The following is a 25,029-nucleotide window of genomic DNA, read 5'->3' as shown; positions in this document are numbered from 1 at the left end:
GTGAGCCCCAACGACGCCCCCTTCGCCGACTACACCACCGGCGCACCCCTCACCGACACCAAGGCACCCGACGGGCCCGTCGCGGACCGCTGGGACCGCCGCCGGTTCGAGGCCAGGCTGGTCAACCCGGCCAACCGCCGCAAGCACACCGTCATCGTCGTCGGCACCGGCCTCGCGGGCGGCGCGGCCGGCGCCACCCTGGCCGAACAGGGCTACCACGTCGTCCAGTTCTGCTTCTCCGACTCCCCGCGCCGGGCCCACTCCATCGCGGCCCAGGGCGGCATCAACGCGGCCAAGAACTACCGCAACGACGGCGACTCCGTGCACCGCCTCTTCTACGACACCGTCAAGGGCGGCGACTTCCGAGCCCGCGAGTCCAACGTCCACCGCCTGGCACAGATCTCCGTCGAGATCATCGACCAGTGCGTGGCCCAGGGCGTCCCCTTCGCCCGCGAGTACGGCGGCCTGCTCGACACCCGCTCCTTCGGCGGCGTCCAGGTCTCCCGCACCTTCTACGCCCGCGGTCAGACCGGCCAGCAGCTGCTCCTCGGCGCCTACCAGGCGCTGTCCCGCCAGATCGCGGCCGGCGCCGTGGAGATGCACGCCCGCACCGAGATGCTCGACCTGATCGTGGTAGGCGGGGTGGCCCGCGGCATCGTCGCCCGCGACCTGGTCACCGGCGAGATCTCCAGCCACTTCGCCGACGCGGTGGTGCTGGCCAGCGGCGGCTACGGCAACGTCTTCTACCTCTCCACCAACGCCATGAACTCCAACGCGACCGCCGTCTGGCGGGCCCACCGCCGGGGCGCCTACTTCGCGAACCCCTGCTTCACCCAGATCCACCCCACGTGCATCCCGCGCACCGGCGACCACCAGTCCAAGCTCACGCTGATGAGCGAGTCCCTGCGCAACGACGGCCGCATCTGGGTGCCCAAGGCCCACGGAGACACCCGCCCGCCCGCCGAGATCCCCGAGGCCGAACGGGACTACTACCTGGAGCGGATCTACCCGTCCTTCGGCAACCTCGTCCCCCGCGACATCGCCTCCCGCGCCGCCAAGAACGTGTGCGACGAGGGCCGCGGCGTCGGCCCCGGCGGGCAGGGCGTCTACCTCGACTTCGCCGACGCCATCCGGCGCATGGGCCGGGACAAGGTCGCCGAGAAGTACGGCAACCTCTTCGACATGTACGAGCGGATCACCGCGGAGAACCCGTACGAGGTCCCCATGAGGATCTATCCCGCCGTCCACTACACGATGGGCGGACTGTGGGTCGACTACGACCTCCAGACCACCGTCCCGGGACTCTTCGCCATCGGCGAGGCCAACTTCTCCGACCACGGGGCCAACCGCCTCGGCGCCTCCGCCCTGATGCAGGGCCTGGCCGACGGCTACTTCGTGCTCCCCTCCACCATCAACGACTACCTGGCCCGCCACCCCCACCACGAAGCCGTCGGCGACGACCACCCCGAGACCGTCGCCGCCGTCGCCGAGACCCGCGAGCGCCTCGCGCGGCTGCTCGCCGTCGACGGCGACCGCACCCCCGACTCCTTCCACCGCGAGATCGGCGAGCTCATGTGGGAGTACTGCGGCATGGCCCGCACCGCTCCCGGCCTGCGAAAGGCGCTCCAGCGGCTCCCGGAGATCCGCGCGGAGTTCTGGCGCCGCATCAAGGTCCCCGGAAGCGGCGAGGAGTTCAACCAGTCGCTGGAGAAGGCCAACCGCGTCGTCGACTACCTGGAGCTCGCCGAGCTGATGTGCCTCGACGCCCTCCACCGCACCGAATCCTGCGGCGGCCACTTCCGCGAGGAGTCACAGACACCGGACGGCGAGGCCGAGCGGCGCGACGAGGAGTTCTCGTACGCCGCGGCATGGGAGTTCAGCCGCACCGGCGCGGCCCCCGTCCTGCACAAGGAAGACCTCGTCTTCGAGTACGTCCACCCCACCCAGCGGAGCTACGCATGAAGCTCAACCTGCGCGTCTGGCGCCAGCGCAACCCCGACGCCCCCGGCGCCATGGCCTCCTACGAGGTCGACGGCATCTCGCAGGACATGTCCTTCCTGGAGATGCTCGACACCCTCAACGAGGACCTCATCCTGCGCGGCGAGGACCCGGTCGCCTTCGACCACGACTGCCGCGAGGGCATCTGCGGCGCCTGCAGCCTCGTCATCAACGGCGACGCCCACGGCCCGGAGCGCACCACCACCTGCCAGCTGCACATGCGGTCCTTCGCGGACGGCGACACGATCGACGTCGAGCCCTGGCGGGCGGCCGCCTTCCCGGTGGTCAAGGACCTCGTCGTCGACCGGGGCGCCTTCGACCGGATCATCCAGTCCGGCGGCTACATCACCGCCCCCACCGGCGCCGCGCCGGAAGCGCACGCCACCGCCGTGCCCAAGGCCGACGCCGACCACGCCTTCGAGCACGCCGAGTGCATCGGCTGCGGGGCGTGCGTGGCGGCCTGCCCCAACGGCTCCGCGATGCTCTTCACCGCGGCCAAGGTCAACCACCTGAACGTGCTCCCGCAGGGCTCGCCGGAGCGGGAGACCCGGGTCCTGGACATGGTGGCGGCCATGGACGAGGAGGGGTTCGGCGGCTGCACCCTGACCGGCGAGTGCGCCACCGCCTGTCCCAAGGGCATCCCGCTGCCCTCGATCGCCGCGATGAACAAGGAATGGCTCCGGGCCCTCCGCAAGGGCCCGCGCTGATGCGTCGACACATCCGGCCGGGCCGGCCCGTCCCCGTCCCCGTCCGCCGCCCCCGCCGGGTCCCCGCCGGGCCCGTGAGCTGGGATGAGGTGAAAGTCGGATGAGAAAGGGCAGGAAGAGGTAAGTCCCGGCCATCACCCATTCACCGCGGCTTATGCTGACGTTGGCTCTTGGGGGACTGCCGGGAACGGCAGGAGGCCTGTCGCGTCCGCAAATCCCGAGGTGCCCGAGGTGTGTGCATGAGTGGCTTGAAACGGTGCCTGAACTGGACGGGCCTCCGTCGCCTCGCCCGCGTACTGGGCCCGGTGGCCGGCATCCCCCGCCAGCCCGGGCCCGGCCGGGGAAGGGGAGCCGGTCCCGCCGTTCCGACCACCACCGTTCCCCGGCCGCCGAGCCGCGAGGACGAGCTGCTGACCGTACTGGCCGCCACCGAGGGTGTCGTCCGCTACCGGGGCCGGCTGACCGTCGTACGGGACGACCTGCTGCCCGCGGACCTGCGGGCGCTGAACCTGCGGTCGGCCGCCGAGGCCCTCGAAGCGGCGGACGTCGACTACGGCCTGGTCCCCGACGGCGGCCTGGTGCACCGGATCGCGATCACCCCCGGCTTCCGGGACGCGGCCCTCAAGGCCTGCGCCGGAGCCTTCGGCGGCCGTCCCGTCTACGCCGAACTCCTCGGGGACGGCGGGGTCCTCTCCACCGTCCTCGCCGAATCCCTCCCCGCGGCCGTCGCCGCCACCGAGCGGCCCCCCGGCGCGGCCGGGACCGACGCGGGTCCGGTCGGGGACGCGGACGGCCGCGACGGAGGGGAGGGCGGCGGGGCCGTCCGCGAGGACGGGAGCGCGGAACCGGGACCCCGGGTCAAGGGCATCCGGCTCCACCAGCCCGTCGTGACCTCCGGGCGCACCCTGCACCTCGGTTCCGACCACGGCTGCGACCTCGAATTCTGGGACGCCTCGGACTCCGGCGCCGGCGGCGTCGCCTCCCTGCGCGAAACCCCCTTCGGCTGGTGGGTGCCCTCCCTGGCAGCCACCGGCACCCGCCGCATCGGCGACCGCGACTACCCCGTCCTCGACGCCCTCGCCCGCCGCTTCCCCGAGGACATCGACTTCCCCATCGACGCCGTCGTCACCTGGGTCGACGCCTCCGATCCGCGCTGGCGCCGCCGCCGCGAGGAGGCCGTCTCCGCCGCCACGGCCCCGGACGGGTCCCCGGGACCGTCCGCCGTCGACCGGGGAGAGCACCGCTACCGCGACCGCGGCGAACTCCGCTACTGCCTGCGCTCCATCGCCGCCCACGCCCCCTGGGTCCGGCAGGTCTTCCTCGTCACCGACGACCAGGTCCCCGACTGGCTCGCCGACGAGCACCCCGGGCTCACGGTGGTCCACCACCGCGACCTGTTCGCCGAGCCCGACACCCTCCCGGTGTTCAACTCGCACGCCATCGAGACCCAGCTGCACCGCATACCCGGACTGGCCGAGCACTACGTCTACTTCAACGACGACATCTTCCTCGGCCGCCCCCAACGCCCCCAGAACTTCTTCCTCCCCTCCGGCCTGCCCAAGGTCTTCCACGACACCCGCGCCGTGCCGCCCAGCTCTCCCGAGTCGGCGGAGGCGGACGACGTGTTCACGGCCTCCCAGCGGGCCACCCGCCGCGCCGTCGAAGCGGCCGTCGGCCGCACCTATCCGCGCATCCTGGCCCACACCCCCTACCCCCTCAGCCGTTCCCTCTTCGACCACCTCGAAGAGCGCGTGCCCGGCGCGCTCACCGCCACCAGCCGCTCCGTGTTCCGCAGCGCCACCGACGTCGCCCCCGTCACCCTGGCCGTCCACCTGGCCCTGGCCGAGGGCCACGCGGTGGAGGGGGAGCTGGCCGCCGAGTACGTCTCCACCGACCACGCCGGCGAGATCGAGCGCTTCGGCCACCTGGTCCACCACCGCGACCTCGACGCCTTCTGCCTGGCCGACGACGCCGGAACCGAGCTCTCCCCGCAGGCCCAGCAGCGCGCGGTCGCCGCCTTCCTGGAGGCGTACTTCCCGGTGCCCTCCCCGTACGAGAGGCAGCCCGCTCCGGACGCCGCCCGCCGGCCTCCTGCGCCGATCGGCTGACCCGGGGCGCCCCCGCCGCGCCGCGGCCCGGTGCGCGGCCGGCCATGGGACACAGTGGCCCCATGCCCCATGCCTCCACCGGGTCGGGACCGCGCCGCCGGTCCGTACTGGCCGCCGCCCTCGCCCCGCTGGCCGTGGCCGGCTGCTCGGCGCAGGAGGACACCCGCCCGGCCGCCGGCCCCGCGGCCGGCCCCCAGGACGCCCTGGTCATGGTGATCCGGCATGCGGAGAAGCCGTACCCCGGCGACACCGGCGAGGACGAGGACGGCAACGAGCACCCCGGCACCCTCGCCGGCCGCGGCCAGCGCCGCGCGGAGGAGCTGGCCCGCCTGTTCCCGCCCGCGGCCAGTGCCTCGCTGCCCCGTCCCGCCACCGTCTTCGCGGCCGGCGGCAAGGCGGCCGCCGAACGGTGCCGGCAGACCGTGGCGCCCCTGGCCGCCGCGCTGCACACGCCCGTGCGCGCCGAGTTCGCCGCCGGCGCGGAACGGGACCTCGCCAAGGCCGTGCTGGCCGCCCCGACCCCCGTGCTCGTCTGCTGGGAGCCGAACGGCATCCCCCGGCTGGTGCGCGCCCTCGGCGCCCACCGGCTCGTCGGGGTCCCCGCCGCCTGGCCGGACCGTTACGACCTCGTCTGGATGTTCACCCGCCGCCAAGGCCGCTGGAGCTTCCGCGAGCTCTCGCAGCACCTGCTGCCGGGCGACGCCTGAAGCCCGAGGAGTCCCCGCCCGGGGGCATGCGGCCTGCCCGCGGCCTGGGTCGTGTCGTCGAAGTCCTGTCCGGCCGGCCGGCCGCCGGCGGCCGGCCGACGGGCGGGCGGACGACACGACGTCGACGGCACTCCCTAGTCCCGACCGTCGGCCCGCGCCGCCGGACCGCCGCGGGCCGCCAGCGCCCGTGCCAGGTAGGCCGCCGTGCGGCCGGCGCCCGAGGCGGCCACCTCGGCCGGGGTGCCCTCCGCCACGATCCTGCCGCCCGCCGTGCCGCCGCCCGGCCCCAGGTCGACGACCCGGTCCGCCCCCGCCACCACGTCCATGTCGTGCTCCACCACGACCACCGTGTGCCCGGCGTCCACCAGGCCGTGCAACTGCCGCAGCAGCACCCGTACGTCGGCCGGGTGCAGCCCCGTCGTCGGCTCGTCCAGTACGTACAGCGTGTGGTCCCGGCGCAGCCGCTGGAGCTCCGTGGCCAGTTTGATCCGCTGCGCCTCGCCGCCCGACAGCTCCGTGGCCGGCTGCCCGAGGCGCAGGTAGCCCAGCCCGATCTCCTCCAGCGCCCGCAGGCTGCGCGCCGCCGCGGGCACCTCCGCGAAGAAGCCGGCCGCCGACTCCACCGTCAGCGCGAGCACCTCGGCGATGTCCAGGCCGGCGTACCGGACCTCCAGGGTGGACGCGTTGTACCGGGCGCCGCCGCAGTCCGGACAGGGCGCGTACGTACTGGGCAGGAACAGCAGCTCCACCGAGACGAAGCCCTCGCCCTGGCAGGTCTCGCACCGGCCGCCCGGCACGTTGAAGGAGAACCGTCCCGCCTTCCAGCCCCGCTCCCGCGCCCGGGGCGTCGCCGCGAAGAGCCGGCGCACCACGTCGAACAACCCGGTGTACGTGGCCAGGTTGGAGCGGGGCGTCCGGCCGATCGGCTTCTGGTCCACCTCCACGAGCCGCCGTACGGGGAAGCCGGGCTCCGTCAGCCGCTCGCCGACCTCCCGCGCCAGCACCTCGCCCACGAGCGTGGACTTGCCGGAGCCCGACACTCCGGTCACGGCCGTGAAGACCCCGAGCGGGAAGCGCACGTCCACGTCGCGCAGGTTGTGCCGGTCGGCCCCGACCAGTTGTACGTACCCGGTCGCCTCCCGCACCGGCCGCGCCCCGGGGGCCGGCCCGTCCTCGGCTGCGCCTCCGGCGCCGTCCGACCCGAACAGGTGCCGGGCCGTGGCCGACCGCGCGACCCCGGCCAGCCCGGCCGGGGGGCCGCTGTACAGCACCTCACCACCGTGTTCCCCGGCCAGCGGCCCCACGTCCACCACCCAGTCCGCGTGCCGCACCACGTCCAGGTGGTGTTCCACCACGAACACCGTGTTCCCGGCCTCCTTGAGCCGGTCCAGCACTCCGAGCAGGGCCTCGGCGTCGGCCGGGTGCAGCCCCGCCGACGGCTCGTCCAGGACGTACACCACCCCGAACAGCCCCGACCGCAGCTGCGTCGCCAGCCGCAGCCGCTGCAACTCGCCCGCGGAGAGGGTGGGCGCGGTGCGGTCGAGGCCGAGGTAGCCCAGCCCGAGCTCGACGACGGGTCCGATCCGCGACCGCAGGTCCTCGGCCAGCACCCGTCCGGCCTCGCCGGACGGCGGTGCCTCGGCGAGTACGGCGTCCAGGTCGGTCAGCGCCATAGCCGCCAGGTCCGCGATCCCGTAGCCGGCGAAGGTCACGGCCAGCGCCTCCGGCCGCAGCCGGCGCCCCGCGCACGCGGGGCACGGCGAGTCGGTGAGGAACGTCTCGGCGCGGGCCCGCAGGGTCGCGCTCTTGCTGTCCGCGTAGGTGCGCATGACGTAGCGCCGGGCGCTCATGTAGGTGCCCTGGTAGGGCCGTTGGATGCGGTCGGCGTCGCGGACCGGGTGCACGGTCACCACCGGCTGCTCGTCGGTGAACAGGATCCACTCGCGGTCCTTCGCGGGCAGCTCCCGCCACGGCCGGTCCACGTCGTGGCCGAGCGCCTCCAGCACGTCCCGCAGGTTCTTGCCCTGCCAGGCTCCGGGCCAGGCCGCGATGGCACCCTGACGGATCGACAGTCCGGGCTCGGGGACCATGAGGTGTTCGGTGGTGCGGTGGATGCGGCCGAGCCCCTGGCACGAAGGGCAGGCTCCGGCGGCGGTGTTGGGCGAGAACGCGTCCGAGTCGAGCCGCTCCGCTCCCGGCGGATAGGTGCCGGCCCGGGAGTACAGCATCCGCAGGGAGTTCGACAGCAGGGTCACCGTCCCCACGGAGGAGCGCGAGCCGGGGGAGGAGCGCCGCTGCTCCAGCGACACGGCCGGCGGCAGCCCGGTGACGGAGTCGACCTTCGGGGCGCCGACCTGGTGGATCAGGCGGCGGGCGTACGGAGCGACCGACTCGAAGTACCGCCGCTGGGCCTCCGCGTAGAGCGTGCCGAAGGCCAGGGAGCTCTTCCCGGAGCCGGACACGCCGGTGAAGACGGTCAGCGCGTCGCGCGGGACGTCGACGTCCACCCCGCGCAGATTGTGCTCCCGCGCGCCCCGGACCCGGACGTAGGGATCGTGGGGGCGGGGGCCCGGGGCGTGCGGGCCGGGTGCGGGCGGCTGAACCGCGGGCTGGTGCATTCGTCCTATTTTAGAGGCCGGTGATCCGGGCCAGCCTGCCGTAGGAGTCCAGCAGGGCCGTCCGGTCGTACGTCGAGGCGGTGACCAGCAGCTCGTCGGCGCCGGTCAGGGCGGCGACCTCGGACAGCTGCGCGGCCACCTCCTCCTCGGTGCCGTGGACGTGCCCGGCGAGCGCCCCCTCGTACAGCTCGCGCTCCTTGGGGGACATCTCCAGGGCCTCCACCTCCTCGGCGGGGCGCAGCGGGGGGAAGCTGCCCCGGGTCCGCGAGCGGGCCAGGGCCCACGCCTCCGGGACGAGGATCCTGCGGGCCTCGTGGGAGGTCGCGGCGACGGCCACGGTCCCGGAGACGACCACGTACGGCTCCGCGGCGCGGGCGGACGGCCGGAACGCGGCGCGGTACGCGTCCGCGGCCCCCGCGAGCCGCTCCCGGTCGCGCAGGTCGCCCAGGACCACGGGCAGTCCGGCGCGGGCGGCGATGGCGGCGCCCGCGCCGGTGGCCAGGACGAAGGCCGGTACGTCCAGTCCCTCGGCGGGCCGGGCGTGCACCCCGGGGTGGGCCGTCTGGCCGCCGTCGAACCAGCCCAGCAGCTCGGTGAGCTGCTCCTCGAACCGGTCGGCGTCCCCGGCGCCGCGGCCCAGGGCGCGCCGGATGCCGTCGGTGAAGCCGACCGAGCGGCCGAGCCCCATGTCGATCCGGCCGGGGAAGAGCGCCTCCAGCACGCCGAACTGCTCCGCGACCACCATCGGCTGGTGGTTGGGCAGCATGACGCCGCCGGTGCCCACGCGGATCCGCCGCGTCGCGCCGGCGACCGCGGCGGCCAGCACGGTGGGCGCGGAGCCCGCGACGCCGGGGACGCTGTGGTGCTCAGACACCCAGAAGCGGTGGTAGCCGAGGTCCTCGGCCACCCGGGCGAGTCCGACGGTGTCGCGCAGGGCGGACGCGGCGGACCGGCCCTCCAGGGTGCGGGAGCGGTCGAGGACGGAGACGGTGCGGATCACACCGGTGTCAACACCGTACGGCGCCGGGGATTCCCGGGCCGGGCAGCTTCGCGGACACGGCCTACGCTGGCCGGATGAGCGAGAGCACCCCGAGACCGCTGGCCGTCTTCGACATCGACAACACGCTGGCCGACACCGCGCACCGCCAGCACTTCCTGGAGCGCCGGCCCCGCGACTGGAACGGCTTCTTCGGCGCGGCCCCGGCCGATCCGCCGCTGCCGCGCGGGGTGGCGCTGGCGGTGGCGAGCGCGGCCGACTGCGAGGTGGTCTACCTGACGGGCCGCCCCGAGCGCTGCCGGGCCGACACGGCGGACTGGCTCGACCGCAACGGCCTGCCCGAGGGGCGGGTGTGGATGCGCGGCGACCAGGACCGCCGGCCGGCCCGGACGACGAAGCTGGAGGTGCTCCGGAGGATCGCGAAGGGCCGCGAGGTGCGGATGCTGGTGGACGACGACGAGCTGGTGTGCCGGGCGGCGCGCGCGGCCGGCTTCCGGGTGGTCCTGGCGGACTGGGCCGCGCAGGCGCCCGAGCTCACGTCCGCCCAGGAGGACGAGGGCCGCACCTGAGCGGCTCCCCGGGGGCCCGCGCCCGCCCCTCCGCCCGCCCTGCCGCGCCGCGTCCGCCGCTCCCGCCGGCGTGCTGCGCGAGTGCTGTGGGTGCCGTGGGTGCCGTGGGTGCCGCGCTGCGACTACTGCGTTTCGTCGTCGAGGCGGAAGCCGACCTTGAGGCCCACCTGGTAGTGCGCCACCTCGCCGTCCTCGACGTGCCCGCGCACCTGGACGACTTCGAACCAGTCGAGGTTGCGCAGGTGCCGGCCCGCCCGGGCGATCGCGTTGCGGATGGCCTGATCGATGCCCTCGGGGGAGGTGCCGACGATCTCGGTCACCCGGTACGTGTGGTTGGACATGGGGTCTCCCGACACTGAGTGGCAGTTGCCTTGTTCTACGGTGCCCCAGTACGTCCGCCTCCGCGAACTTTGCCGGAAGAGTCTCGAAGCGAAACCCCTTGACCCGCCTATTGGTCTATGCCAATTTCAAGCCATCTGAGTCAATCCCCAGAAGGTGACACTTTCGTGAAGATCCGCTTCCTTGCCGCGTGTACCGCCCTTGCCGCCGCGACCGCCCTCACGGGCTGCAGCCAGCTGGCCGGTTCGGCCGACGGCCCCCAGAAGGTGACGCTCTGGCTGATGAAGGGCAGCGCTTCGGAGGACTTCATCACCAAGTTCACCTCGTCGTTCGAACAGGAACACCCCGACATCGACCTGGAGATCAAGATCCAGGAGTGGACGGGCATCGGCGAGAAGGTCAACGCCGTCCTCGCAGGCAAGAGCAAGGAGAGCGCCGACGTCATCGAGGTCGGCAACACCCAGGTGGCCCAGTACATCGAGACCGGCGGCCTCTCCGAGGTCACGCTGGAGGGCCTGCGCGTCTGGGGCAGCAAGGACTGGCTGAAGGGCCTCTCCGACCCCGGCAGCATCAACGGGGCCCAGTACGGCGTGCCCTGGTACGCCGCCAACCGCGTGGTCATCTACAACAAGGACCTCTTCGACGACGCGGGCGTGAAGCCCGGCCCCAAGACCCGGCAGGAGTGGATTTCGGCCACACAGAAGCTCGACAAGGGCAGCCAGCAGGGCATCTACCTCGCCGGCCAGAACTGGTACGTCCTGGCCGGGTTCATATGGGACGAGGGCGGCGAACTCGCCGTCGAGACCGGCGGCCAGTGGGTCGGCACGCTGGGCGACGACAAGGGCCTCGCGGGCATGGAGTTCTACAAGCAGCTCCAGGCCCTCGGCGACGGCCCCAAGGACGCCGACGAGGAGACGCCCCCGCAGGCGCAGGTCTTCGCCCGCGGCCAGGTCGCCCAGATCATCGGCACGCCCAGCCAGGCCGCCGAGATCGAGGCGGCCAACCCCGCCCTCAAGGGCAAGCTCGGCTTCTTCCCGATCCCCGGCAAGACCGCGGAGAAGCCGGGCGCCGTCTTCACCGGCGGCTCCGACCTGATCATCCCGGACAAGACCCCGCACCGGGCCCGGGCCGTCGAGGTCATCACCGCCCTGATCAGCGAGAAGTGGCAGACCGAACTCGCCCGCACGATGAGCTACGTACCGAACAAGACCACCCTCGCGCACCTGGTCGAGGGCAACGACGGCGCGGCCACGATGGCCGTCGGCGCGGCCCAGGGCCGGGCCACACCCCCCACGGGCCGCTGGGCCGAGCTGGAGGGCAAGAACCCGATCAAGCCGTACATGACGGCCGTGCTCACCGGCCAAGACCCCAAGCAGGCGGCCAAGACGGCCTCCGACACCATCAGCAAGGTCCTCAGCTCCGACCGCTGAGCCCCGCGCCCGCGGCCCGGACCCCGCCGGAACACCGGGGGCCCGGACCCGGCGGAGCGGCGCCCCGGACGCGCCACCGGCGAGTTCAGCGTCCGCACATCCGCGGTCCGCTGCGCGGTCATGTCGAATCCAGCCGGTCACGGAAGAAGTAAGGAGCCGGGTCGCACACCTGTCGACCCGGCTCCCCGTGCCCGGATCAGGAGCCGCCGTGACCATCGCACCCCTGTCCCCGTCCCCCCTCCCCGCCCCGCGGGCACCGCCCCCGGCCAGGGCCCCCGCTACACCGTCCGCCTCGCCCGCGACGAGGCCGAGGTGCGGGCCGCCCAGCGCCTTCGCCACCAGGTGTTCGCCGGTGAACTCGGCGCCCGGCTCGACGGACCCGAACCGGGCCTCGACGCCGACGCCTTCGACGCGTACTGCGACCACCTCCTCGTCCTCGACGAGGAGACCGGCCGGGTGGTCGGCACCTACCGGCTGCTGCCCCCCCAACGCGCCGCCGTCGCCGGACGCCTCTACTCCGAGGCCGAGTTCGACCTCTCCGCCCTCGCGCCCATCCGCCCCGACCTCGTCGAGGTCGGCCGCTCCTGCGTCCACCCCGACCACCGCAACGGCGCCGTCATCGCCCTGATCTGGGCCGGCCTCGCCCGCTACATGGTCCGCACCGGGCACAACTGGCTCGCCGGCTGCTGCTCGATCCCGCTCGCCGACGGCGGCGCCCTCGCCGCCGCCACCCGGGAGACCGTCCTCACCCGCAACCTCGCCCCGGCCGAGTACCGCGTCACCCCCCACCTCCCGTGGGAACCCCGCGACGCGGCGCGCCCCGGCCGCACGGAACTCCCCCCGCTGCTCCGCGGCTACCTGCGCCTGGGCGCCTGGGTCTGCGGCGAACCGGCCCTCGACGCCGAGTTCGGCTGCGCCGACCTGTACGTCCTGCTCTCGCTGCGCCGCACCAACCCCCGCTACCTCAAGCACTTCCTCGCGCTCGCCCCCGGCGCATGAACGCCTGGCTGCCCACCTCTCCCTGCACCCCCGAGGCCTGCGCCGGCCACGGGGGCCGCACCGCGGCCGTCCCGCTCGCCGTGCTCCGCCTCGGCGCCGCCGTCGCCCTGCTCCTGGCCGGCATCCTGGCCGCCCCGCCGGTGCGGCTGCTGCCGGCCGGACCGCGGCACCGGCTCGTCCGGGCCTGGGCCACCGCACTCGTCCGGGCCTTCGGCATCCGCCTCACCGTGTACGGAGGCCCCGGCCTCGGCGGCGGGCGGCTCGTCGTCGCCAACCACATCTCCTGGCTGGACATCCCACTCGTCGCCGCCGTCCTGCCCTGCCGGATGCTGGCCAAGAGCGACATCCGCGCCTGGCCGGTCCTGGGCCGGCTCTCCGACCGGGCCGGCACCCTCTTCATCGAACGCGACCGGATCCGCGCCCTGCCGGCCACCGTCGGGCGCGTCACCCGCGCCCTGCGCGTGGGCGAGCGGGTCACCGTCTTCCCCGAAGGCTCCACGTGGTGCGGGCGCGCGCAGGGACCCTTCCGCAGGGCCGCCTTCCAGGCCGCTCTGGACGCCCGCGTCCCCGTACAGCCCGTACGCCTCGCCTACCTGCGCGCGGACGGCTCCCCGGCCGGGGAGCCGTCCTTCGTCGGCGACGATCCGCTGACCGCCTCGCTGTGGCGGATCGCCCGGTCCCGCGGGATCCGGGCCGAGGTCACCCTGCTGCCGCGGATACCGCCCGGCCGGCACGCCGACCGGCGCGGCCTCGCGGCGGCGGCCGAGGCGGCCGTGCGCGGGTCGGCGGGAGCGGCCCCCGGTCACGCCACGGGGCGGCGCGGGGACCGGGCCGCAGTACGGCCCCCGCGACCGGGCCCGCCCGCTCAGCCCGCCCTTCCGCCCGCGACCGACAGCGACAGGGCGAAACGGCCCGCCGCGTCCGTCCACCACTGCTCCAACTCCAGCCCCGCGGCGGCCAGTTCTCCGCGCACCCCGTCCTGACGGAACTTGGCCGAGATCTCCGTCAGGATCTCCTCGCCCGCCGCGAACGGCACCACCAGGTCCAGGGCCCGGATCTTCACCAGCACGTCCGACCGGGACCGCAGGCGCATCTCGATCCACTCGCGCTCGCGGTTCCACCGCGCCACGTGCGTGAACCCGGCCGGGTCGAAGTCCGCCCCCAGCTCCCGGTTGACGACGGTCAGCACGTTCTTGTTGAACTCCGCCGTCACCCCCCGCGCATCGTCGTACGCCGCCACCAGCACGTCCTCGTCCTTCACCAGGTCCGTACCCATCAGCAGCGCGTCCCCGGGCGACAGCATCGCCCGTACGGACGCCAGGAACACCGCGCGCTCCGCCGGCAGCAGGTTCCCGATCGTCCCGCCCAGGAACACCACCAGCCGCGGACCCGGCGACTCGGGCAGCCGCAGCGCGCGCGTGAAGTCGGCCACCAGCGCGTGCACCCGCAGCCGCGGATGCGCCGCGAGCAGCGTCTGCGCGGCCCCCCGCAGGGCGCTCTCGCTCACGTCCACCGGGACGTAGGTGTCCAGCGCCGGCATCGCCTCGATCAGGTGCCGGGTCTTCTCCGAGGAGCCCGAGCCCAGCTCCACCAGCGTCCGCGCGCCGCTCGCCGAGGCGATCTCCCCCGCGCGCTCCAGCAGGATCTCCCGCTCGGCCCGCGTCGGGTAGTACTCGGGCAGCCGGGTGATCTCCTCGAACAGGTCGCTGCCCCGCGCGTCGTAGAACCACTTGGGCGGCAGTGCCTTCGGGCTGGCCGTCAGCCCGTGCAGGACGTCCGCCCGCAGCGCGGTCTCCGCCGCGTTCTCGTCGAGGGTCCGGGTCAACTGGAAGTCGGTCACGAGCGCTCCTTCTCCCCGAACGGGGACTCCTTGAGAGAGGTCAGTTCGACCCGGGTACGAGTGGCGGTCAGCAGGGTCCCGGGGGGCACTTCGCACCAGCGGGTGTCGTCGTCGTACGGCTCGGACGCCACCACCGTGCGGCCGGCCGCCGGGTCCGCCAGGTACCAGAGCGAATCGCCCCAGGCCGTCGCGGCGATGGCGGACCCGTCCGTCAGCAGCAGGTTCAGCCGGGAGCCCGGCGAAGCCGCCGCGACCTCCCGCACCGGCTCCGCCAGGGCCGTCCCCAGGTCGTCCCCGGCCCGCAGCCGGTGCAGCACCAGGGCCCAGAGCAGCGCCGAATCCGTGCGCGCCGGCAACCGGAGCAGTTCCCCGGGCGGCAGTCCCGCCGCGAGCGGGGCCACCGCGTCCGGCCAGTCGCGCACCGCCCCGTTGTGGCTGAACAGCCAGCGGCCGTCCGCGAACGGCGCGGCCGCCGCCTCCCCGTCCGCCCCGCGGTGCGTGGCGTCCCGTACGGCCGCCAGCAGGGCCCCGCTGCGCACCACGCGCGCGAGGTCGGCGAAGGTCTCGTCGCCCCAGACCGGCCCGGCCCGCCGGTAGCGGGCCGGCACCGGATCGCCCGGCGCGTACCAGCCGACGCCGAAGCCGTCCGCGTTGACCGTGCCGTACCGCTGACGGCGCGGCTCCCAGGACTGGCGCACCAGGGAGTGCTCGGGGTCGCACAACAGCCGCCCCAGCGCCACCTCCTGTCCCAGATAGGCGAGGTGACGGCACATCAGGCCCCACCGTCCCGCGCGGTCCGGAAGCCGGAGAAGATCTGCCGCCGCACGGGGAGGTCCCAGTTGCGGAAGGTCCCCCGGCAGGCCACCTGGTCCACCGCGAAGGAGCCGCCGCGCAGCACCTTGTGCTCGGGGCCGAAGAACACCTCCGAGTACTCCCGGTACGGGAACGGCCGGAAGCCGGGGTAGGGCAGGAAGTCCGAAGAGGTCCACTCCCACACGTCCCCGATGAGCTGGCGCACCCCGAGCGCCGAGGCGCCCGCCGGGTAGCTGCCCGCACGGGCCGGCCGCAGGTGGCGCTGGCCCAGGTTCGCCCGGTCGGCGGTCGGGTCGCCGTCGCCCCACGGGTAGCGGGTCGAGCGGCCGGTCGCGGGGTCGTGGCGCGCGGCCTTCTCCCACTCCTCCTCGGTGGGCAGCCGGCGCCCCGCCCAGCGGGCGTAGGCGTCCGCCTCGTACCAGCTGACGTGGAGCACCGGCTCCTCACCGGGCACCGGCTCGGTCACCCCGAAGCGCCGGCGCAGCCACTGGCCGCCCTCCCGGCGCCAGAACAGCGGGGCCCCGATCCCGTGCGTCCGGATCTGCTCCCAGCCCGGCGCCGCCCACCAGCGGGGCTCGCGGTAGCCGCCGTCCGCGATGAACTCCTCGTACGCGGCGTTGGTCACCGGCGCCGTGTCGATCCAGTAGGCCCCGGTCTCCCGGATGTGCGCGGGCCGCTCGTTGTCCAGCGCCCACGGCTCGGCCGAGGTGCCCATGGTGAACGGGCCCGCCGGGACGAGCACTTCCGGCGCGGCCGGCGGATCGTACGGCGCGTCCGGTTCGGGAGCGGCCAGCACGGGTGCGCCCGGCCGCAGTTGGTGGGTGATCAGCATCGTTTCGTCGTGCTGCTGCTCGTGCTGGGCGATCATCCCGAAGACGTACCCGGAGTCCAGCAGCGCGGTCCCCTCCAGCGGGGTGCGCTCCAGCAGGTCGAAGACCCGGCCCCGCACCTCGGCCGCGTACCGGCGTGCCTCGTCGGGCCCGAGCAGCGGCAGTTTCGGCCGCTCGGCGCGGGGGTGCTCGAAGGCGTCGTAGAGCGGGTCTATCTCGGGGTGCAGGGACGCGCGGCCGGCGACGTTGCGCAGCAGCCACAGCTCCTCCATGTTCCCGATGTGCGCGAGGTCCCAGACCAGCGGCGACATCAGCGGGGAGTGCTGCGCCACCAGGTCCTGTTCGCTCACCGGGTCGGTCAGCCCGGCCGTGCGGACGCGGGCCGCGGTCAGTGCGAGGGCCGCGCGCTCCCGCAGGCCGGGGGGCCGCTCGGCGGGGCCGGCGGCAGCCGGTGCGGGCCCGGGGTGCACGGGGTCGCGGGGGTCCAGCGGACGGCCGGGGCGGGACGCGGTGCTCATCGGCGGGCCTCCGGTCCGGTGGGGCCGCCGAGCCACCGCTCGGGCGGTTCGTCGGCGGGACATCGGCCGCGCAGCACGTACCGCTCGGCGAAGGCCGCGACGGTGTCCCGTACGTGCGCGTCCGCACCGAGCCGGGGCAGGGCCTCGGCGGCGGCCCGGAAGCAGGTGGCGGCCGCGGACCGCAGTTCGGGGTCGGCGAGGCCGTGCCGGGCCGCCGAACGCCACAGCGGGTTGCGGGGCGCGGGCGCCGTCCCGTAGGAGTCCGCGAGCCCCTTGGCCACCCGGTACGCCGTCTCGGCGGCCTCCGGATCGTCGAACAGGGCGTGGACCACGGCGACCGGCACCAGCCAGCCGTCGTCGCCGGGCTGGGCGTCGATCATCCGCAGTTCGAGGTGGCCGCGCGGCCTGACCGGCGGGAAGAGCGTGCTCAGGTGGTAGTCGAGGTCCTCGGCGGTCGGCGGCCGCAGCCCCGGCGGCCCGCCGCGCAGCCAGCCGCGGAAGGTCAGCCCGCGCGGCATCGACCAGGGGCCGTCGCCGGACGAGCGCACGCACATCACCTCGGTGTCCAGCGCCGTCCGCACCCACCCGGACCGGGGCGGGGCGTCCAGCGGCGGGGCGAGCGCGCGCCGGCCGTCGATGTCGGCCCAGTTGCCCTGACGGGAACAGCGCCAGCCGGCGTACGGGCCCTGGCCGCCGGGGGAGTTGGCGAAGGCGGCCACCAGGACGGCCCCCAGCAGGTGGGCCAGCCGCCATCTGCGCCCGTGGCCGAAGAGGCCGGGCTCCTCGGTGCCGGCGTCCACGCAGACCTGCACCGAGGCGGAGCCGCGCATCATCGAGCGGCCGGCCGGGCCGGTGCGGTCGAAGTAGGCCTCCATCGCCTCGTAGCGCGGGCTGGCCAGCAGCCGGCGCTGCGGGTGGCGCGGGTCCTGGCCGAGGCCGCGCAGGAGCATGCCCCGGGAGAGCAGGGCGGCCCGTACGGCGGTGAGATCGCCCCGCAGGGAGTCCACGCATCCGCCGAGGGAGGCGGCGGGCGCCGAGCTGAGCTCCAGCTGTCCACCCGGCTCCACGGTCACCTCGGAGTCGAGGGTCAGCGCGCGGGCGGCGGCGTGCGCCTCGCACAGACGCTCCGCGGACAGCGGCAGGCCGGGGCGCTCGGCGTCCACGACCAGCCATTCGAGCTCGGCACCGAGCAACCTCGGCGGGCCGTTCTTGAAGCAGATGCCGTGGAGCAGGTCCTCGGCCTGCGTCTCGTCGAGCGTGGACGCGGGATCGGGCGGCAAGGATGCGGGCGGGGTCGGTGCGGCAACGGGTGAATCCTGGGACATGAGCGGGTCCTCGTCTCCTGTCGTCGGCCGTGACATCACCGGTGCCTACCCGTCCCTCGGGCACAAATTCCTTTGCCGCCAAGGGATGCGGTGCGCAGGATGGCGGCGTGAGCAGCAGATTGCGCGAGATCGCGCGGGAGAACGCGGAGGTCGCGGCGGCCGGCGGCTACCGGACGGGGTCGGGGCGGCAGGTGTCCTTGGACGCCGCCCTGGCGAAGGCCAAGGCAGAAACCACGATATATGGACCAGATCCGGTCATTCCAGGCGAACTGCCACCCCGGCCGGCCGGTGCGGGGCTGATCGAGGTCACCGCCGAGAGCAGCACGGTCGCGGCCCGCAGGCTCGCGGAGGACGGCTCCGGGGGCGCTCCCGTGGCGGTCCTGAACTTCGCCTCGGCCCGCAATCCCGGGGGCGGCTACGTCCGCGGGGCCAAGGCCCAGGAGGAGGCGCTGTGCCGCGCCTCGGCCCTGTACGCGACCCTCCTGGAGGCGCCGGAGTACTACGCGGTCCACCGCGCGGAACGCAGCACCTTCTACACCGACCGGGTGATTCACTCGCCCGGGGTGCCCGTCTTCCGCGACGACCGGGGCGCACTGCTGGAGACGCCGTTCCGCGTCGGCTTCCTGACCTCCCCGGCCCCGAACGCGGGCACCATCCGGCGCCAGGAGCCCGAGCGGGCCGCCGAGATCCCGGCCGCCCTGCTCCGGCGCGGGGAGCGCGTCCTGGAGGTGGCGGCGCTGCACGGCTACGGACGGCTGGTGCTGGGCGCCTGGGGGTGCGGAGTGTTCCGCAACGACCCGGCCGAGGTGGCCGGGGCCTTCCGGTCGCTGCTGGCCGGCCGCTTCGCGGGGGCGTTCGACCGGGTGGTGTTCGCCGTCCTGGACCGCGACCCGCGGACGCGCGAAGCCTTCGAACGGGTCCTGGGCGCCTGAGCGGCGGCCCCGCCGCGGGCGGGGCCGCGATCGCGGTGGGCTACTGCCAGCCGTACCGCTCGCCGAGCCGGTCGACCACCAGCCGGAAGCGCTCCGGGTCCAGGGCGCACGCCTCCCGCCGCATCCCGGACTCGTGCACGCGCAGCACCCGGTCCACGGCCACCCACGACTCCCGGCCCGCGCCGTCCCAGGGGCCCGTGCCGATCGGCACCCACTCCCGGTCGTGGTCGTGGCGCTTGCTGGACAGCTGCACGGCGAGCAGCGTCGGCCCGCCCGCCTCGCGCGCGACGACCAGCACGGGCCGGTCCTTGCCGCGCCCGTCGTTCTCCTCGAAGGGAACCCAGGTCCACACGATCTCGCCGGGGTCGGGATCGCCGTCGGGGTCGGGTGCGTAGGAGGTGCGCACGGGGCCGATGGAGCGGGGGTCGGCCTCGGTGGTGGCGGTGTCGCCGTCCCGGCCGGGCTGGTCGAGGTGGTCGTTGCCGTGGTGGGAAAGTGCCGTCATTCGGGCGAGGTTACCGCGCCGCGGGACGGAAGGCGGGGTACCGGCTGCCCCCGTGCCGGGCGCGGGGGGCCATGGGGTAAGTTCCTTTTGGGAACTCATTCGGCGAGAGGGGAGAATTAGATGAGCCGGCAGACGTGGACGGACGTCGACGCCTACTTCGACGGGCTGTTGGTCGAGGAGGACGAGGCCCTGCGGGAGGCCGTCGCGGACTCGGCGGCGGCGGGCCTGCCACCGCACCAGGTCGCCCCCAACCAGGGGAAGCTGCTCCACCTCCTGGCCCGCATCCGGGGCGCGCGGACCATCCTGGAGATCGGCACCCTGGGCGGGTACAGCACCATCTGGATGGCTCGCGCGCTCCCCGAAGGCGGCCGGCTGGTCACGCTGGAGGCGGACGAGCGGTGTGCGGACGTCGCCACCGCCAACATCGCCCGCGCCGGGCTGGACCACGTGGTGGACGTCCGCCGGGGCAAGGCCCTCGACCTGCTGCCGCAGCTCGTCGGCGCGGACCCGTTCGACCTGGTCTTCATCGACGCCGACAAGCCGTCCAACCCCGGGTACCTGGAGTGGGCCCTGCGACTGACCCGGCCCGGCAGCGTGATCATCGGGGACAACGTCGTGCGCGACGGAGCCGTCGTCGACGCCGCCAGCACCGACCCCCGCGTCCAGGGCGTGCGCCGCTTCACCGAGCTGATCGCCGCACACCCCCGGCTGACCGCCACGGCGCTCCAGACCGTGGGCGGCAAGGGGTACGACGGCCTCGTCATGGCCCTCGTCACGCACTGAGGCACGATGGCCCCATGCCAACAGAGTCGGACACCATCGAGCTGAGCGAAGCCGAACTCCGGGAGATAGCGGGCTACGCGGCCGCGTGCGCCCGGCGGGTGCTGCCGCTCTTCGAAGACGGCCACGGCGCCGACCCGCGCCCCCGCGACGCCGTCGACGCGGCGGAGGCCTTCGCGCGCGGCGGACCGCGCACCACGGCCCTGCGGCAGAGCGCCTGGGCCGCGTACAAGGCGGCGGCCGAAGCCGCCTCGCCCGCCGCGGGCGACGCGGCGCGGGCGGCGAGCCACGCGGCCGCCGCCGCCTTCCTCCACCCGAAGGCCAGCGCCCACCAGGTGAAGCACATCCTCGGCGCGGCGGCCCACGCGGCGCGCGCGGAAGAGCTGGCCGGCGACGGGCACGCGCCCGCCACCGGGGGGACCCTCGCCTGGGCGCGCCACCACGCGCCGCCGGCGGTCCCCGCGGTGCTCGGCCGGCTGCCCGCGCCGCCTGCCGGCGGAGGGCGCGCGGGCGAGCTCATCCGCGAACTCGGCCTCGCCCTCCGCGGACCGCGGTGATCACGAAGGCCACGGCCGTCGTGGCCGTCAGGCTCCCCAGCGCCACCATCGTCGCGCCCAGCGCGTAAAGGCCGCTGGAGTCGTCCGACCAGTCCCAGAAGGCGGCGGCGGTCAGGCCGGCCGTGATGCCCAGCACGCAGACCGTCCTGTTGCACAGCGACACCGCCGCGTACGCCGCCACCAGCAGCGTCAGCACCAGCCCGACGACCTGCCAGGCCGCATAGGGCCCGGTCTCCGATCCGTCGGGGTGCACGTCGCGGTGCTGGTCCCAGCCCAGCCAGGCGGCCCAGGCGGCCAGCGTCACCCCGGTCAGCAGCAGGGTCCCCAGGGGTGCGGTCACGGAGGTCGGCAGTCGTCGTCGCATGCCGCCATCGTTCCCGCTCGCCCCGCGGCCCGACAGTGCGCGGGTACTCAGCCGCGACCGAGTACCCGCGCCTCCCCCGTACCGGGTACACCCGCCCACGCGGCCGCCCACGCCCGCGACTCGGCCGCCTCCACCTGCGCGGCCAGTCCCAGCAGCAGCGGCTCCGAGGACTCCGGGCCCAGCAGTTGGGCGCCCACCGGCAGCCCCGTCGTGGTGAGGCCCGCCGGGACGCTCACCCCGGGCCAGCCCAGGACGTTCCAGGCCCAGGCGTACGGGCAGGCGGCGATCATCGCCCGGTCCGTGGCCAGCGCGCCCAGACCGGCCAGCGCGCCGATGCGCAGCGGCGGAGCGGCCGTGGTCGGGGTCAGGACCACGTCGTACCGGCCGAAGATCTCGCCGACCCGCCACCGCAGCCCCGCCTCCGCACGGCGGGAGACCCGCAGGGGCAGCCCGCCCAGCGCCCGGCCCGTCCGTACGGCCCCGAGCGTCCGGGGGTCCAGCAGCGCGGGGTCCGGCACCCGGGACGCCCAGTCCCGTACGCCCGCCGTCGCGCGCGGCACGAAGGTCAGGCCGATGGGGCCGTACCGGGGGTCCTCCGGGACCACCTCGTGGCCCAGCGACTCCAGGCGGACCGCCAGCCGCTCCACGGACGCGCGCACCTCGGGGTGCAGGGGCGTGGCGGTCGCCGTGAACGGCGTGCCGAAGGACAGGGCGATCCGCAGCCGTCGCGGGTGGCGCCGGGCCGCCTCGACCGCCGAGATGCGCGCGGGACGGTGCAGGTCGTCCGGGTGGCGGCCGCTCGCCGCGTCGAGCAGGAGCGCGGCGTCGGCGACCGTGCGGGCCAGCACGCCGTTGACCGTGAGGCCGTTGAAGGACTCGGGCTCGGGCCAGGTGGAGATGCGTCCGCGCTGCGGCTTCACCCCGATCAGGTGCGTCCACGCCGCCGGTATCCGGACCGACCCCGCCCCGTCCGACCCGAGCGCCGCCGGCACCAGGCCCGCCGCCACGGCGGCCGCCGAACCGCCCGAGGAGCCGCCGGGGGTGTGGTCGGGGTTCCACGGGTTGCGGGTGCGCCCGAAGGCCGCGCCCTCGGTGAAGGGCCACTGGCCCAGCTCGGGCGTCTGGGTCTTGCCGACGATCACGGCGCCGGCCGCGCGCAACCGCCGTACCGCCTCGCTGTCGGAGGTCTTGGCCGCGAACGGGCCGCCGCAGCCGAAGGCCGTCACCTCGCCGGCCAGGTCCATGTCGTCCTTCACGGCGATCGGCACGCCGAGGAGCGGCAGCCGCCCACCACCGGCCAGCAGCCGGTCGGCGGCGTCCGCCTCGGCGAGCGCGGCCTCGGCCCGCACGCTGCGGAAGGCGTTGAGGCGCGGCTGCGCCTCCGCGATCCGGTGCAGGGCTTCCTGCACCAACCTGCGCGCGGAGACGGAACCTTCGGCCAGCGCGTCCGCCATGGCGGCCAGGCCGAGGGGCGCGGCGGCGGCCGTCGCGGCGCGGGCCGCGGCCGGTGGTGCGGTCGGCTCGGACACCGGGACCCCTCCCCTTACCCGTCGGTAGGTACGTAGACGGTAGTGGGGAGCGGTGGCCGACGGCCAGACCCGCGCGGCGGGCGGTCCCGACAAGATCCGAAAGAGACGGCCTAGACCCAGCCCTCCAGCGAGGACATGAACCCCTCGAAGTCGTCCCGGTGGACGGTGTGTCCGGCGCCCGCGACGCAGCGGACCTCGAAACCGCGGCTTTCGAGGAGCTCCGCGCGCTCCGGCGGGATCAGCGCGCTCGGATCCGCGAGCTGGACGAGCGAGGGCACCACGGGCGCCGCGGGGAGCAGGTCCGTACCGGTGAGGGAGGACAGGCCCAGGGCGGTCCGCTCGTCCCACAGGGCGAGCGTCTCCACCTCGATGTCGACGTCCGCCTCCGCCCAGCGCGGGTTCATCGCCCGTATCCGCTCCCTCGGGGCGTGCTTGAACTGCGCGAGCAGCTCGGGGCCGAAGCCGTCCGCCGGAGCGGGGAGGTGCCACGCCGGGTCGGAGAAGACGGCCCGCGACGGCCGCAGCCGGTCGACCGCGAGGGAGAGCGCCAGGCCGCCCAAGGAGTGGCCGAGGGCCAATTCGGCGCCGGCCGGGAGCGTCTCGGCGAGGTCGTCCGCGTAGAGCTCCGGGGCGTAGTCGCCGCGCCCGCTGGCGCCGTGGCCGCGCAGGTCGACGGCGATGACGCGGTACCCGCGGTCCGCGAGGGCGGGTCCCACGCGCCGCCAGGTGCGGTGGTCGGCCATCATGCCGTGGATCAGGAGGGCGACGCGGTCGCCCTCGCCCCAGGTGTGGGTGTGGAGTTGCACGGGGTGCCTTTCTCGGTGGGTGCTCGGGGGCGCGGACCGGCGGCCGCGAGGGTCCGCGCCGCCGTCCGGCAGGCGGTCAGCGGACGCTGCGGATCGGCATCACCGCCAGGGCCCCGGCCACGGCCAGGACGGCGGCGAGGACGAAGAGGGCGGTGTAGCCGCCGCTGAGCGAGACGACCACCGAGGCGATGAAGGGCGCGACGATCTGCGGGCCCGCGTTGGCGATGTTGAGCACGCCCATGTCGCGGGCGGCGTCCTCGGCCTTGGGGAGGACCATCGTCACGAGCGCGGTGTCCACGGCCATGTAGCAGCCGAACGCGAGTCCGTTGACCACGGCGAAGGTCAGCATCGCCGTCCAACTGGTCGACAGGGCCGGGATGACGAGGGCGACGGCGGACAGGAGCGCGGAGGCCCCCACGAAGAGCTTGCGCCGGTCGAACCTGTCGGAGAGGTAGCCGCCGAGGACCGTGGAGACGACCATCGCCACGCTGGTCAGCGGCATCATCACCGCCACCGCGGTCTCCGGCTCCATGCCGTCGGGGAGCACGGTGTGGTCCTGGAGGATGTAGAGCTGGTACCCGCTGACCGCGAAGTACCCGAGGACGAGCAGCGCCCGGCCGATGAACGCCCACCGGAAGTCGTGGTCGCCGAGGGCGCTCGCGAAGGCGGAGAGCTGGGCCCTGACGGGCATCGGCGGCCGTACCGGGAGGCGCTCCTCGCGCGTGCAGGCGGTGAAGAGGACGGCGGCGCCCGCGACGAGCGCGCCGAAGACGAGGTACCCGGTGCGGTAGTCCTCGGAGAACGCGGCCCCCAGCAGGGCGCCGAGCGTCGAGCCGAACGGCAGTCCGAGGCCGACGGCCGCGGAGGCCTTGCCGCGGGCCGTCACCGGGACGCGGTCGGGGACCACGGAGGTGAGGGCGGCCTGGTAGATGTTCATGACGGCCTGGCCGAGGCACCAGGCGATCGTGATCAGCAGGATCGTGTCGGCGAAGCCGAGCAGGAACATGGCCGGTACGGCGGCGAGGCCGCCGCCGAGTATCCACGGGTTGCGCCGCCCGCTGCGGTCGGACAGCGCGCCGGCGACGGGGTTGAACACGGTGGCGAAGACGGCCGAGACACCAGCGATCAGGCCGAAGTTGGCGACCTTGTCCGCCGGGTCGATGTCTTCGACCTGGAGCGCGAGCAGGACGCCGGCGACGCCGATGTAGAGGGCGTACATGGCGGTGTTGCCGACGAGCAGCAGCGGGAGCAGTCCACGGCCGGGAGCGGCCGGGTCTGAGGGACGGGCATCGGCTGTGCCGGTGCCCGCGCCGGGTTGGGTTCTGGCCACGGGGACCTCCGGGGCAGGCGTGAGCGGATGAGGGGTGACGTGGGGGTGACAGCCGGGTTACACGTGTCAACGCGGTGTGTGAACACTGTGTATCCCAGCCACTCGGCCTTCCGCTAGACCCGGGACCGGACCGTTATCCCGCGGCCGGTCGCGACCGGCCGCGGGACCGGCCGCGGGACCGGCCGCGGGACCGGTGAGGTCCCGGGTCGGACGCGGCGCGATCGGGCACCGGCCGGGCCGTGACCTGCCGGGCGGTGCGGAGCGGCCTGCGGCCCCGGCCCGCGGCGCCGGCGCCCGTACCGCCCCGGCAGCCGCACCGCCCGCCCCGCCCGCACCGTCCCCACCCCCTCGCACCCGGGCACCGCAGGGCCCCTCGGGCGACGGGTCCCGTCCCCCGCGGCGGTCCGCGGCGCCGCGGCGCGCGCCGA

The 25,029-nt window shown here is 74.8% G+C and carries 23 protein-coding genes; 11 read left to right on the top strand and 12 right to left on the bottom strand.

Translation table 11 applies throughout. The annotated features are described in order from the left end of the window. From CP968_RS05400 to CP968_RS05385, 4 genes are all read left to right on the top strand, one after another. The gene (locus tag CP968_RS05400) at nucleotides 1-1,962 is read left to right on the top strand and encodes a fumarate reductase/succinate dehydrogenase flavoprotein subunit (RefSeq protein WP_150516897.1); all 1,962 of its coding nucleotides are present in this window, start codon (nucleotides 1-3) and stop codon (nucleotides 1,960-1,962) included. Then, a complete protein-coding gene (locus tag CP968_RS05395; RefSeq protein ID WP_150516896.1) occupies nucleotides 1,959-2,705 on the top strand; it encodes a succinate dehydrogenase/fumarate reductase iron-sulfur subunit in 747 nt (248 codons plus the stop codon). The genes CP968_RS05400 and CP968_RS05395 overlap by 4 nt, the downstream gene beginning before the upstream one ends. A gap of 239 nt (nucleotides 2,706-2,944) precedes the next feature. Next, on the top strand, nucleotides 2,945-4,813 hold the full coding sequence (locus tag CP968_RS35300; RefSeq protein WP_150516895.1) for a stealth family protein: 1,869 nt from the start codon (nucleotides 2,945-2,947) through the stop codon (nucleotides 4,811-4,813). Nucleotides 4,814-4,875: 62 nt separating this feature from the next. Next, a complete protein-coding gene (locus CP968_RS05385) occupies nucleotides 4,876-5,520 on the top strand; it encodes a hypothetical protein (RefSeq protein ID WP_229886214.1) in 645 nt (214 codons plus the stop codon). A gap of 134 nt (nucleotides 5,521-5,654) precedes the next feature. Here CP968_RS05385 and CP968_RS05380 read toward each other — a convergent pair whose 3' ends face one another. Together CP968_RS05380 and CP968_RS05375 are read right to left on the bottom strand one after the other, a co-directional pair. Further along, nucleotides 5,655-8,138, bottom strand: coding sequence for an excinuclease ABC subunit UvrA (locus CP968_RS05380; protein WP_150516894.1), 2,484 nt, complete (start codon nucleotides 8,136-8,138; stop codon nucleotides 5,655-5,657). Nucleotides 8,139-8,148: 10 nt separating this feature from the next. Beyond that, a complete protein-coding gene (locus CP968_RS05375; protein ID WP_150516893.1) occupies nucleotides 8,149-9,138 on the bottom strand; it encodes an MsnO8 family LLM class oxidoreductase in 990 nt (329 codons plus the stop codon). Nucleotides 9,139-9,212: 74 nt separating this feature from the next. Between CP968_RS05375 and CP968_RS05370 the strand changes: the two genes are divergently transcribed. Next, nucleotides 9,213-9,704: a phosphatase domain-containing protein gene (locus CP968_RS05370; RefSeq protein WP_150516892.1), complete on the top strand. Its 492-nt coding sequence runs from the start codon at nucleotides 9,213-9,215 to the stop codon at nucleotides 9,702-9,704. Nucleotides 9,705-9,826: 122 nt separating this feature from the next. On the opposite strand, the gene CP968_RS05365 is transcribed toward CP968_RS05370, so the two are convergent. Further along, nucleotides 9,827-10,045, bottom strand: coding sequence for a dodecin (locus CP968_RS05365; RefSeq protein WP_150516891.1), 219 nt, complete (start codon nucleotides 10,043-10,045; stop codon nucleotides 9,827-9,829). A 165-nt stretch (nucleotides 10,046-10,210) separates the two neighbouring features. Between CP968_RS05365 and CP968_RS05360 the strand changes: the two genes are divergently transcribed. From CP968_RS05360 to CP968_RS05350, 3 genes are all read left to right on the top strand, one after another. Then, a complete protein-coding gene (locus CP968_RS05360; protein ID WP_189828882.1) occupies nucleotides 10,211-11,473 on the top strand; it encodes an extracellular solute-binding protein in 1,263 nt (420 codons plus the stop codon). Nucleotides 11,474-11,593: 120 nt separating this feature from the next. After that, entirely contained in the window at nucleotides 11,594-12,472 is an 879-nt protein-coding gene (locus CP968_RS05355) for a GNAT family N-acetyltransferase (RefSeq protein WP_208835978.1), read from the top strand. Next, nucleotides 12,469-13,455: a lysophospholipid acyltransferase family protein gene (locus CP968_RS05350; RefSeq protein WP_150516888.1), complete on the top strand. Its 987-nt coding sequence runs from the start codon at nucleotides 12,469-12,471 to the stop codon at nucleotides 13,453-13,455. The genes CP968_RS05355 and CP968_RS05350 overlap by 4 nt, the downstream gene beginning before the upstream one ends. Here the strand turns inward: CP968_RS05350 and egtD are convergent. The 4 genes from egtD to egtA are packed head-to-tail and all read right to left on the bottom strand — an operon-like array spanning nucleotide 13,338 to nucleotide 17,798. Further along, nucleotides 13,338-14,312, bottom strand: coding sequence for an L-histidine N(alpha)-methyltransferase (gene egtD, locus CP968_RS05345; RefSeq protein ID WP_150516887.1), 975 nt, complete (start codon nucleotides 14,310-14,312; stop codon nucleotides 13,338-13,340). The two genes, CP968_RS05350 and egtD, sit on opposite strands and share 118 nt — an antisense overlap. After that, nucleotides 14,309-15,085, bottom strand: coding sequence for an ergothioneine biosynthesis protein EgtC (gene egtC / locus CP968_RS05340; protein WP_150516886.1), 777 nt, complete (start codon nucleotides 15,083-15,085; stop codon nucleotides 14,309-14,311). Before egtC ends, egtD begins: the two co-directional genes overlap by 4 nt. Continuing rightward, nucleotides 15,085-16,473 (bottom strand): ergothioneine biosynthesis protein EgtB, encoded by a 1,389-nt coding sequence (gene egtB, locus CP968_RS05335; RefSeq protein ID WP_150516885.1) that lies wholly within the window; start codon nucleotides 16,471-16,473, stop codon nucleotides 15,085-15,087. The genes egtC and egtB overlap by 1 nt, the downstream gene beginning before the upstream one ends. Further along, the gene (egtA, locus tag CP968_RS05330) at nucleotides 16,470-17,798 is read right to left on the bottom strand and encodes an ergothioneine biosynthesis glutamate--cysteine ligase EgtA (RefSeq protein ID WP_150516884.1); all 1,329 of its coding nucleotides are present in this window, start codon (nucleotides 17,796-17,798) and stop codon (nucleotides 16,470-16,472) included. The genes egtB and egtA overlap by 4 nt, the downstream gene beginning before the upstream one ends. A gap of 107 nt (nucleotides 17,799-17,905) precedes the next feature. Here egtA and CP968_RS05325 point away from each other — a divergent pair, with 107 nt between their 5' ends. Next, nucleotides 17,906-18,730 carry a TIGR02452 family protein gene (locus CP968_RS05325; RefSeq protein ID WP_150516883.1) on the top strand — a complete coding sequence of 275 codons (825 nt, stop codon included), beginning with the start codon at nucleotides 17,906-17,908 and terminating at the stop codon, nucleotides 18,728-18,730. A gap of 40 nt (nucleotides 18,731-18,770) precedes the next feature. On the opposite strand, the gene CP968_RS05320 is transcribed toward CP968_RS05325, so the two are convergent. Further along, the gene (locus CP968_RS05320; RefSeq protein WP_150516882.1) at nucleotides 18,771-19,235 is read right to left on the bottom strand and encodes a type II toxin-antitoxin system PemK/MazF family toxin; all 465 of its coding nucleotides are present in this window, start codon (nucleotides 19,233-19,235) and stop codon (nucleotides 18,771-18,773) included. Nucleotides 19,236-19,355: 120 nt separating this feature from the next. Between CP968_RS05320 and CP968_RS05315 the strand changes: the two genes are divergently transcribed. After that, nucleotides 19,356-20,018, top strand: coding sequence for an O-methyltransferase (locus CP968_RS05315; protein WP_150516881.1), 663 nt, complete (start codon nucleotides 19,356-19,358; stop codon nucleotides 20,016-20,018). Nucleotides 20,019-20,032: 14 nt separating this feature from the next. Then, nucleotides 20,033-20,572 (top strand): putative immunity protein, encoded by a 540-nt coding sequence (locus CP968_RS05310; RefSeq protein ID WP_150516880.1) that lies wholly within the window; start codon nucleotides 20,033-20,035, stop codon nucleotides 20,570-20,572. Here the strand turns inward: CP968_RS05310 and CP968_RS05305 are convergent. The 4 genes from CP968_RS05305 to CP968_RS05290 form a co-directional block, all read right to left on the bottom strand. Further along, nucleotides 20,532-20,936, bottom strand: a complete 405-nt coding sequence (locus CP968_RS05305) for a hypothetical protein (protein WP_150516879.1) — start codon at nucleotides 20,934-20,936, stop codon at nucleotides 20,532-20,534. The two genes, CP968_RS05310 and CP968_RS05305, sit on opposite strands and share 41 nt — an antisense overlap. A 47-nt stretch (nucleotides 20,937-20,983) precedes the next feature. Then, entirely contained in the window at nucleotides 20,984-22,390 is a 1,407-nt protein-coding gene (locus tag CP968_RS05300; RefSeq protein ID WP_150521735.1) for an amidase, read from the bottom strand. A 185-nt stretch (nucleotides 22,391-22,575) separates the two neighbouring features. After that, nucleotides 22,576-23,271, bottom strand: a complete 696-nt coding sequence (locus tag CP968_RS05295; RefSeq protein WP_150516878.1) for an alpha/beta fold hydrolase — start codon at nucleotides 23,269-23,271, stop codon at nucleotides 22,576-22,578. Between the two features lie 76 nt (nucleotides 23,272-23,347). Next, nucleotides 23,348-24,601: an MFS transporter gene (locus CP968_RS05290; RefSeq protein ID WP_167536764.1), complete on the bottom strand. Its 1,254-nt coding sequence runs from the start codon at nucleotides 24,599-24,601 to the stop codon at nucleotides 23,348-23,350. Nucleotides 24,602-25,029 lie beyond the last annotated feature (428 nt).

Origin of the sequence: Streptomyces subrutilus, assembly GCF_008704535.1 — a bacterium.
In the GTDB taxonomy this organism is placed as follows: domain Bacteria; phylum Actinomycetota; class Actinomycetes; order Streptomycetales; family Streptomycetaceae; genus Streptomyces; species Streptomyces subrutilus.
The sequence above is the reverse complement of the archived record's forward strand: the minus strand, read 5'-3'. Positions and strand labels throughout refer to the sequence as shown.

Excerpts from the sequence above, each read along its gene's own strand:
- egtA (WP_150516884.1), bottom strand. The coding sequence starts at position 17,798 with ATGTCCCAGGATTCACCCGTTGCCGCACCGACCCCGCCCGCATCCTTG.
- egtC (WP_150516886.1), bottom strand. The coding sequence starts at position 15,085 with ATGTGCCGTCACCTCGCCTATCTGGGACAGGAGGTGGCGCTGGGGCGG.
- CP968_RS05350 (WP_150516888.1), top strand. The coding sequence starts at position 12,469 with ATGAACGCCTGGCTGCCCACCTCTCCCTGCACCCCCGAGGCCTGCGCC.
- CP968_RS05385 (WP_229886214.1), top strand. The coding sequence starts at position 4,876 with ATGCCCCATGCCTCCACCGGGTCGGGACCGCGCCGCCGGTCCGTACTG.
- CP968_RS05355 (WP_208835978.1), top strand. The coding sequence starts at position 11,594 with ATGTCGAATCCAGCCGGTCACGGAAGAAGTAAGGAGCCGGGTCGCACA.
- CP968_RS05370 (WP_150516892.1), top strand. The coding sequence starts at position 9,213 with ATGAGCGAGAGCACCCCGAGACCGCTGGCCGTCTTCGACATCGACAAC.
- CP968_RS05310 (WP_150516880.1), top strand. The coding sequence starts at position 20,033 with ATGCCAACAGAGTCGGACACCATCGAGCTGAGCGAAGCCGAACTCCGG.
- CP968_RS05395 (WP_150516896.1), top strand. The coding sequence starts at position 1,959 with ATGAAGCTCAACCTGCGCGTCTGGCGCCAGCGCAACCCCGACGCCCCC.
- CP968_RS05300 (WP_150521735.1), bottom strand. The coding sequence starts at position 22,390 with ATGGCGGACGCGCTGGCCGAAGGTTCCGTCTCCGCGCGCAGGTTGGTG.
- CP968_RS05320 (WP_150516882.1), bottom strand. The coding sequence starts at position 19,235 with ATGACGGCACTTTCCCACCACGGCAACGACCACCTCGACCAGCCCGGC.
- CP968_RS35300 (WP_150516895.1), top strand. The coding sequence starts at position 2,945 with ATGAGTGGCTTGAAACGGTGCCTGAACTGGACGGGCCTCCGTCGCCTC.
- CP968_RS05305 (WP_150516879.1), bottom strand. The coding sequence starts at position 20,936 with ATGCGACGACGACTGCCGACCTCCGTGACCGCACCCCTGGGGACCCTG.
- egtB (WP_150516885.1), bottom strand. The coding sequence starts at position 16,473 with ATGAGCACCGCGTCCCGCCCCGGCCGTCCGCTGGACCCCCGCGACCCC.
- CP968_RS05365 (WP_150516891.1), bottom strand. The coding sequence starts at position 10,045 with ATGTCCAACCACACGTACCGGGTGACCGAGATCGTCGGCACCTCCCCC.
- CP968_RS05315 (WP_150516881.1), top strand. The coding sequence starts at position 19,356 with ATGAGCCGGCAGACGTGGACGGACGTCGACGCCTACTTCGACGGGCTG.
- CP968_RS05380 (WP_150516894.1), bottom strand. The coding sequence starts at position 8,138 with ATGCACCAGCCCGCGGTTCAGCCGCCCGCACCCGGCCCGCACGCCCCG.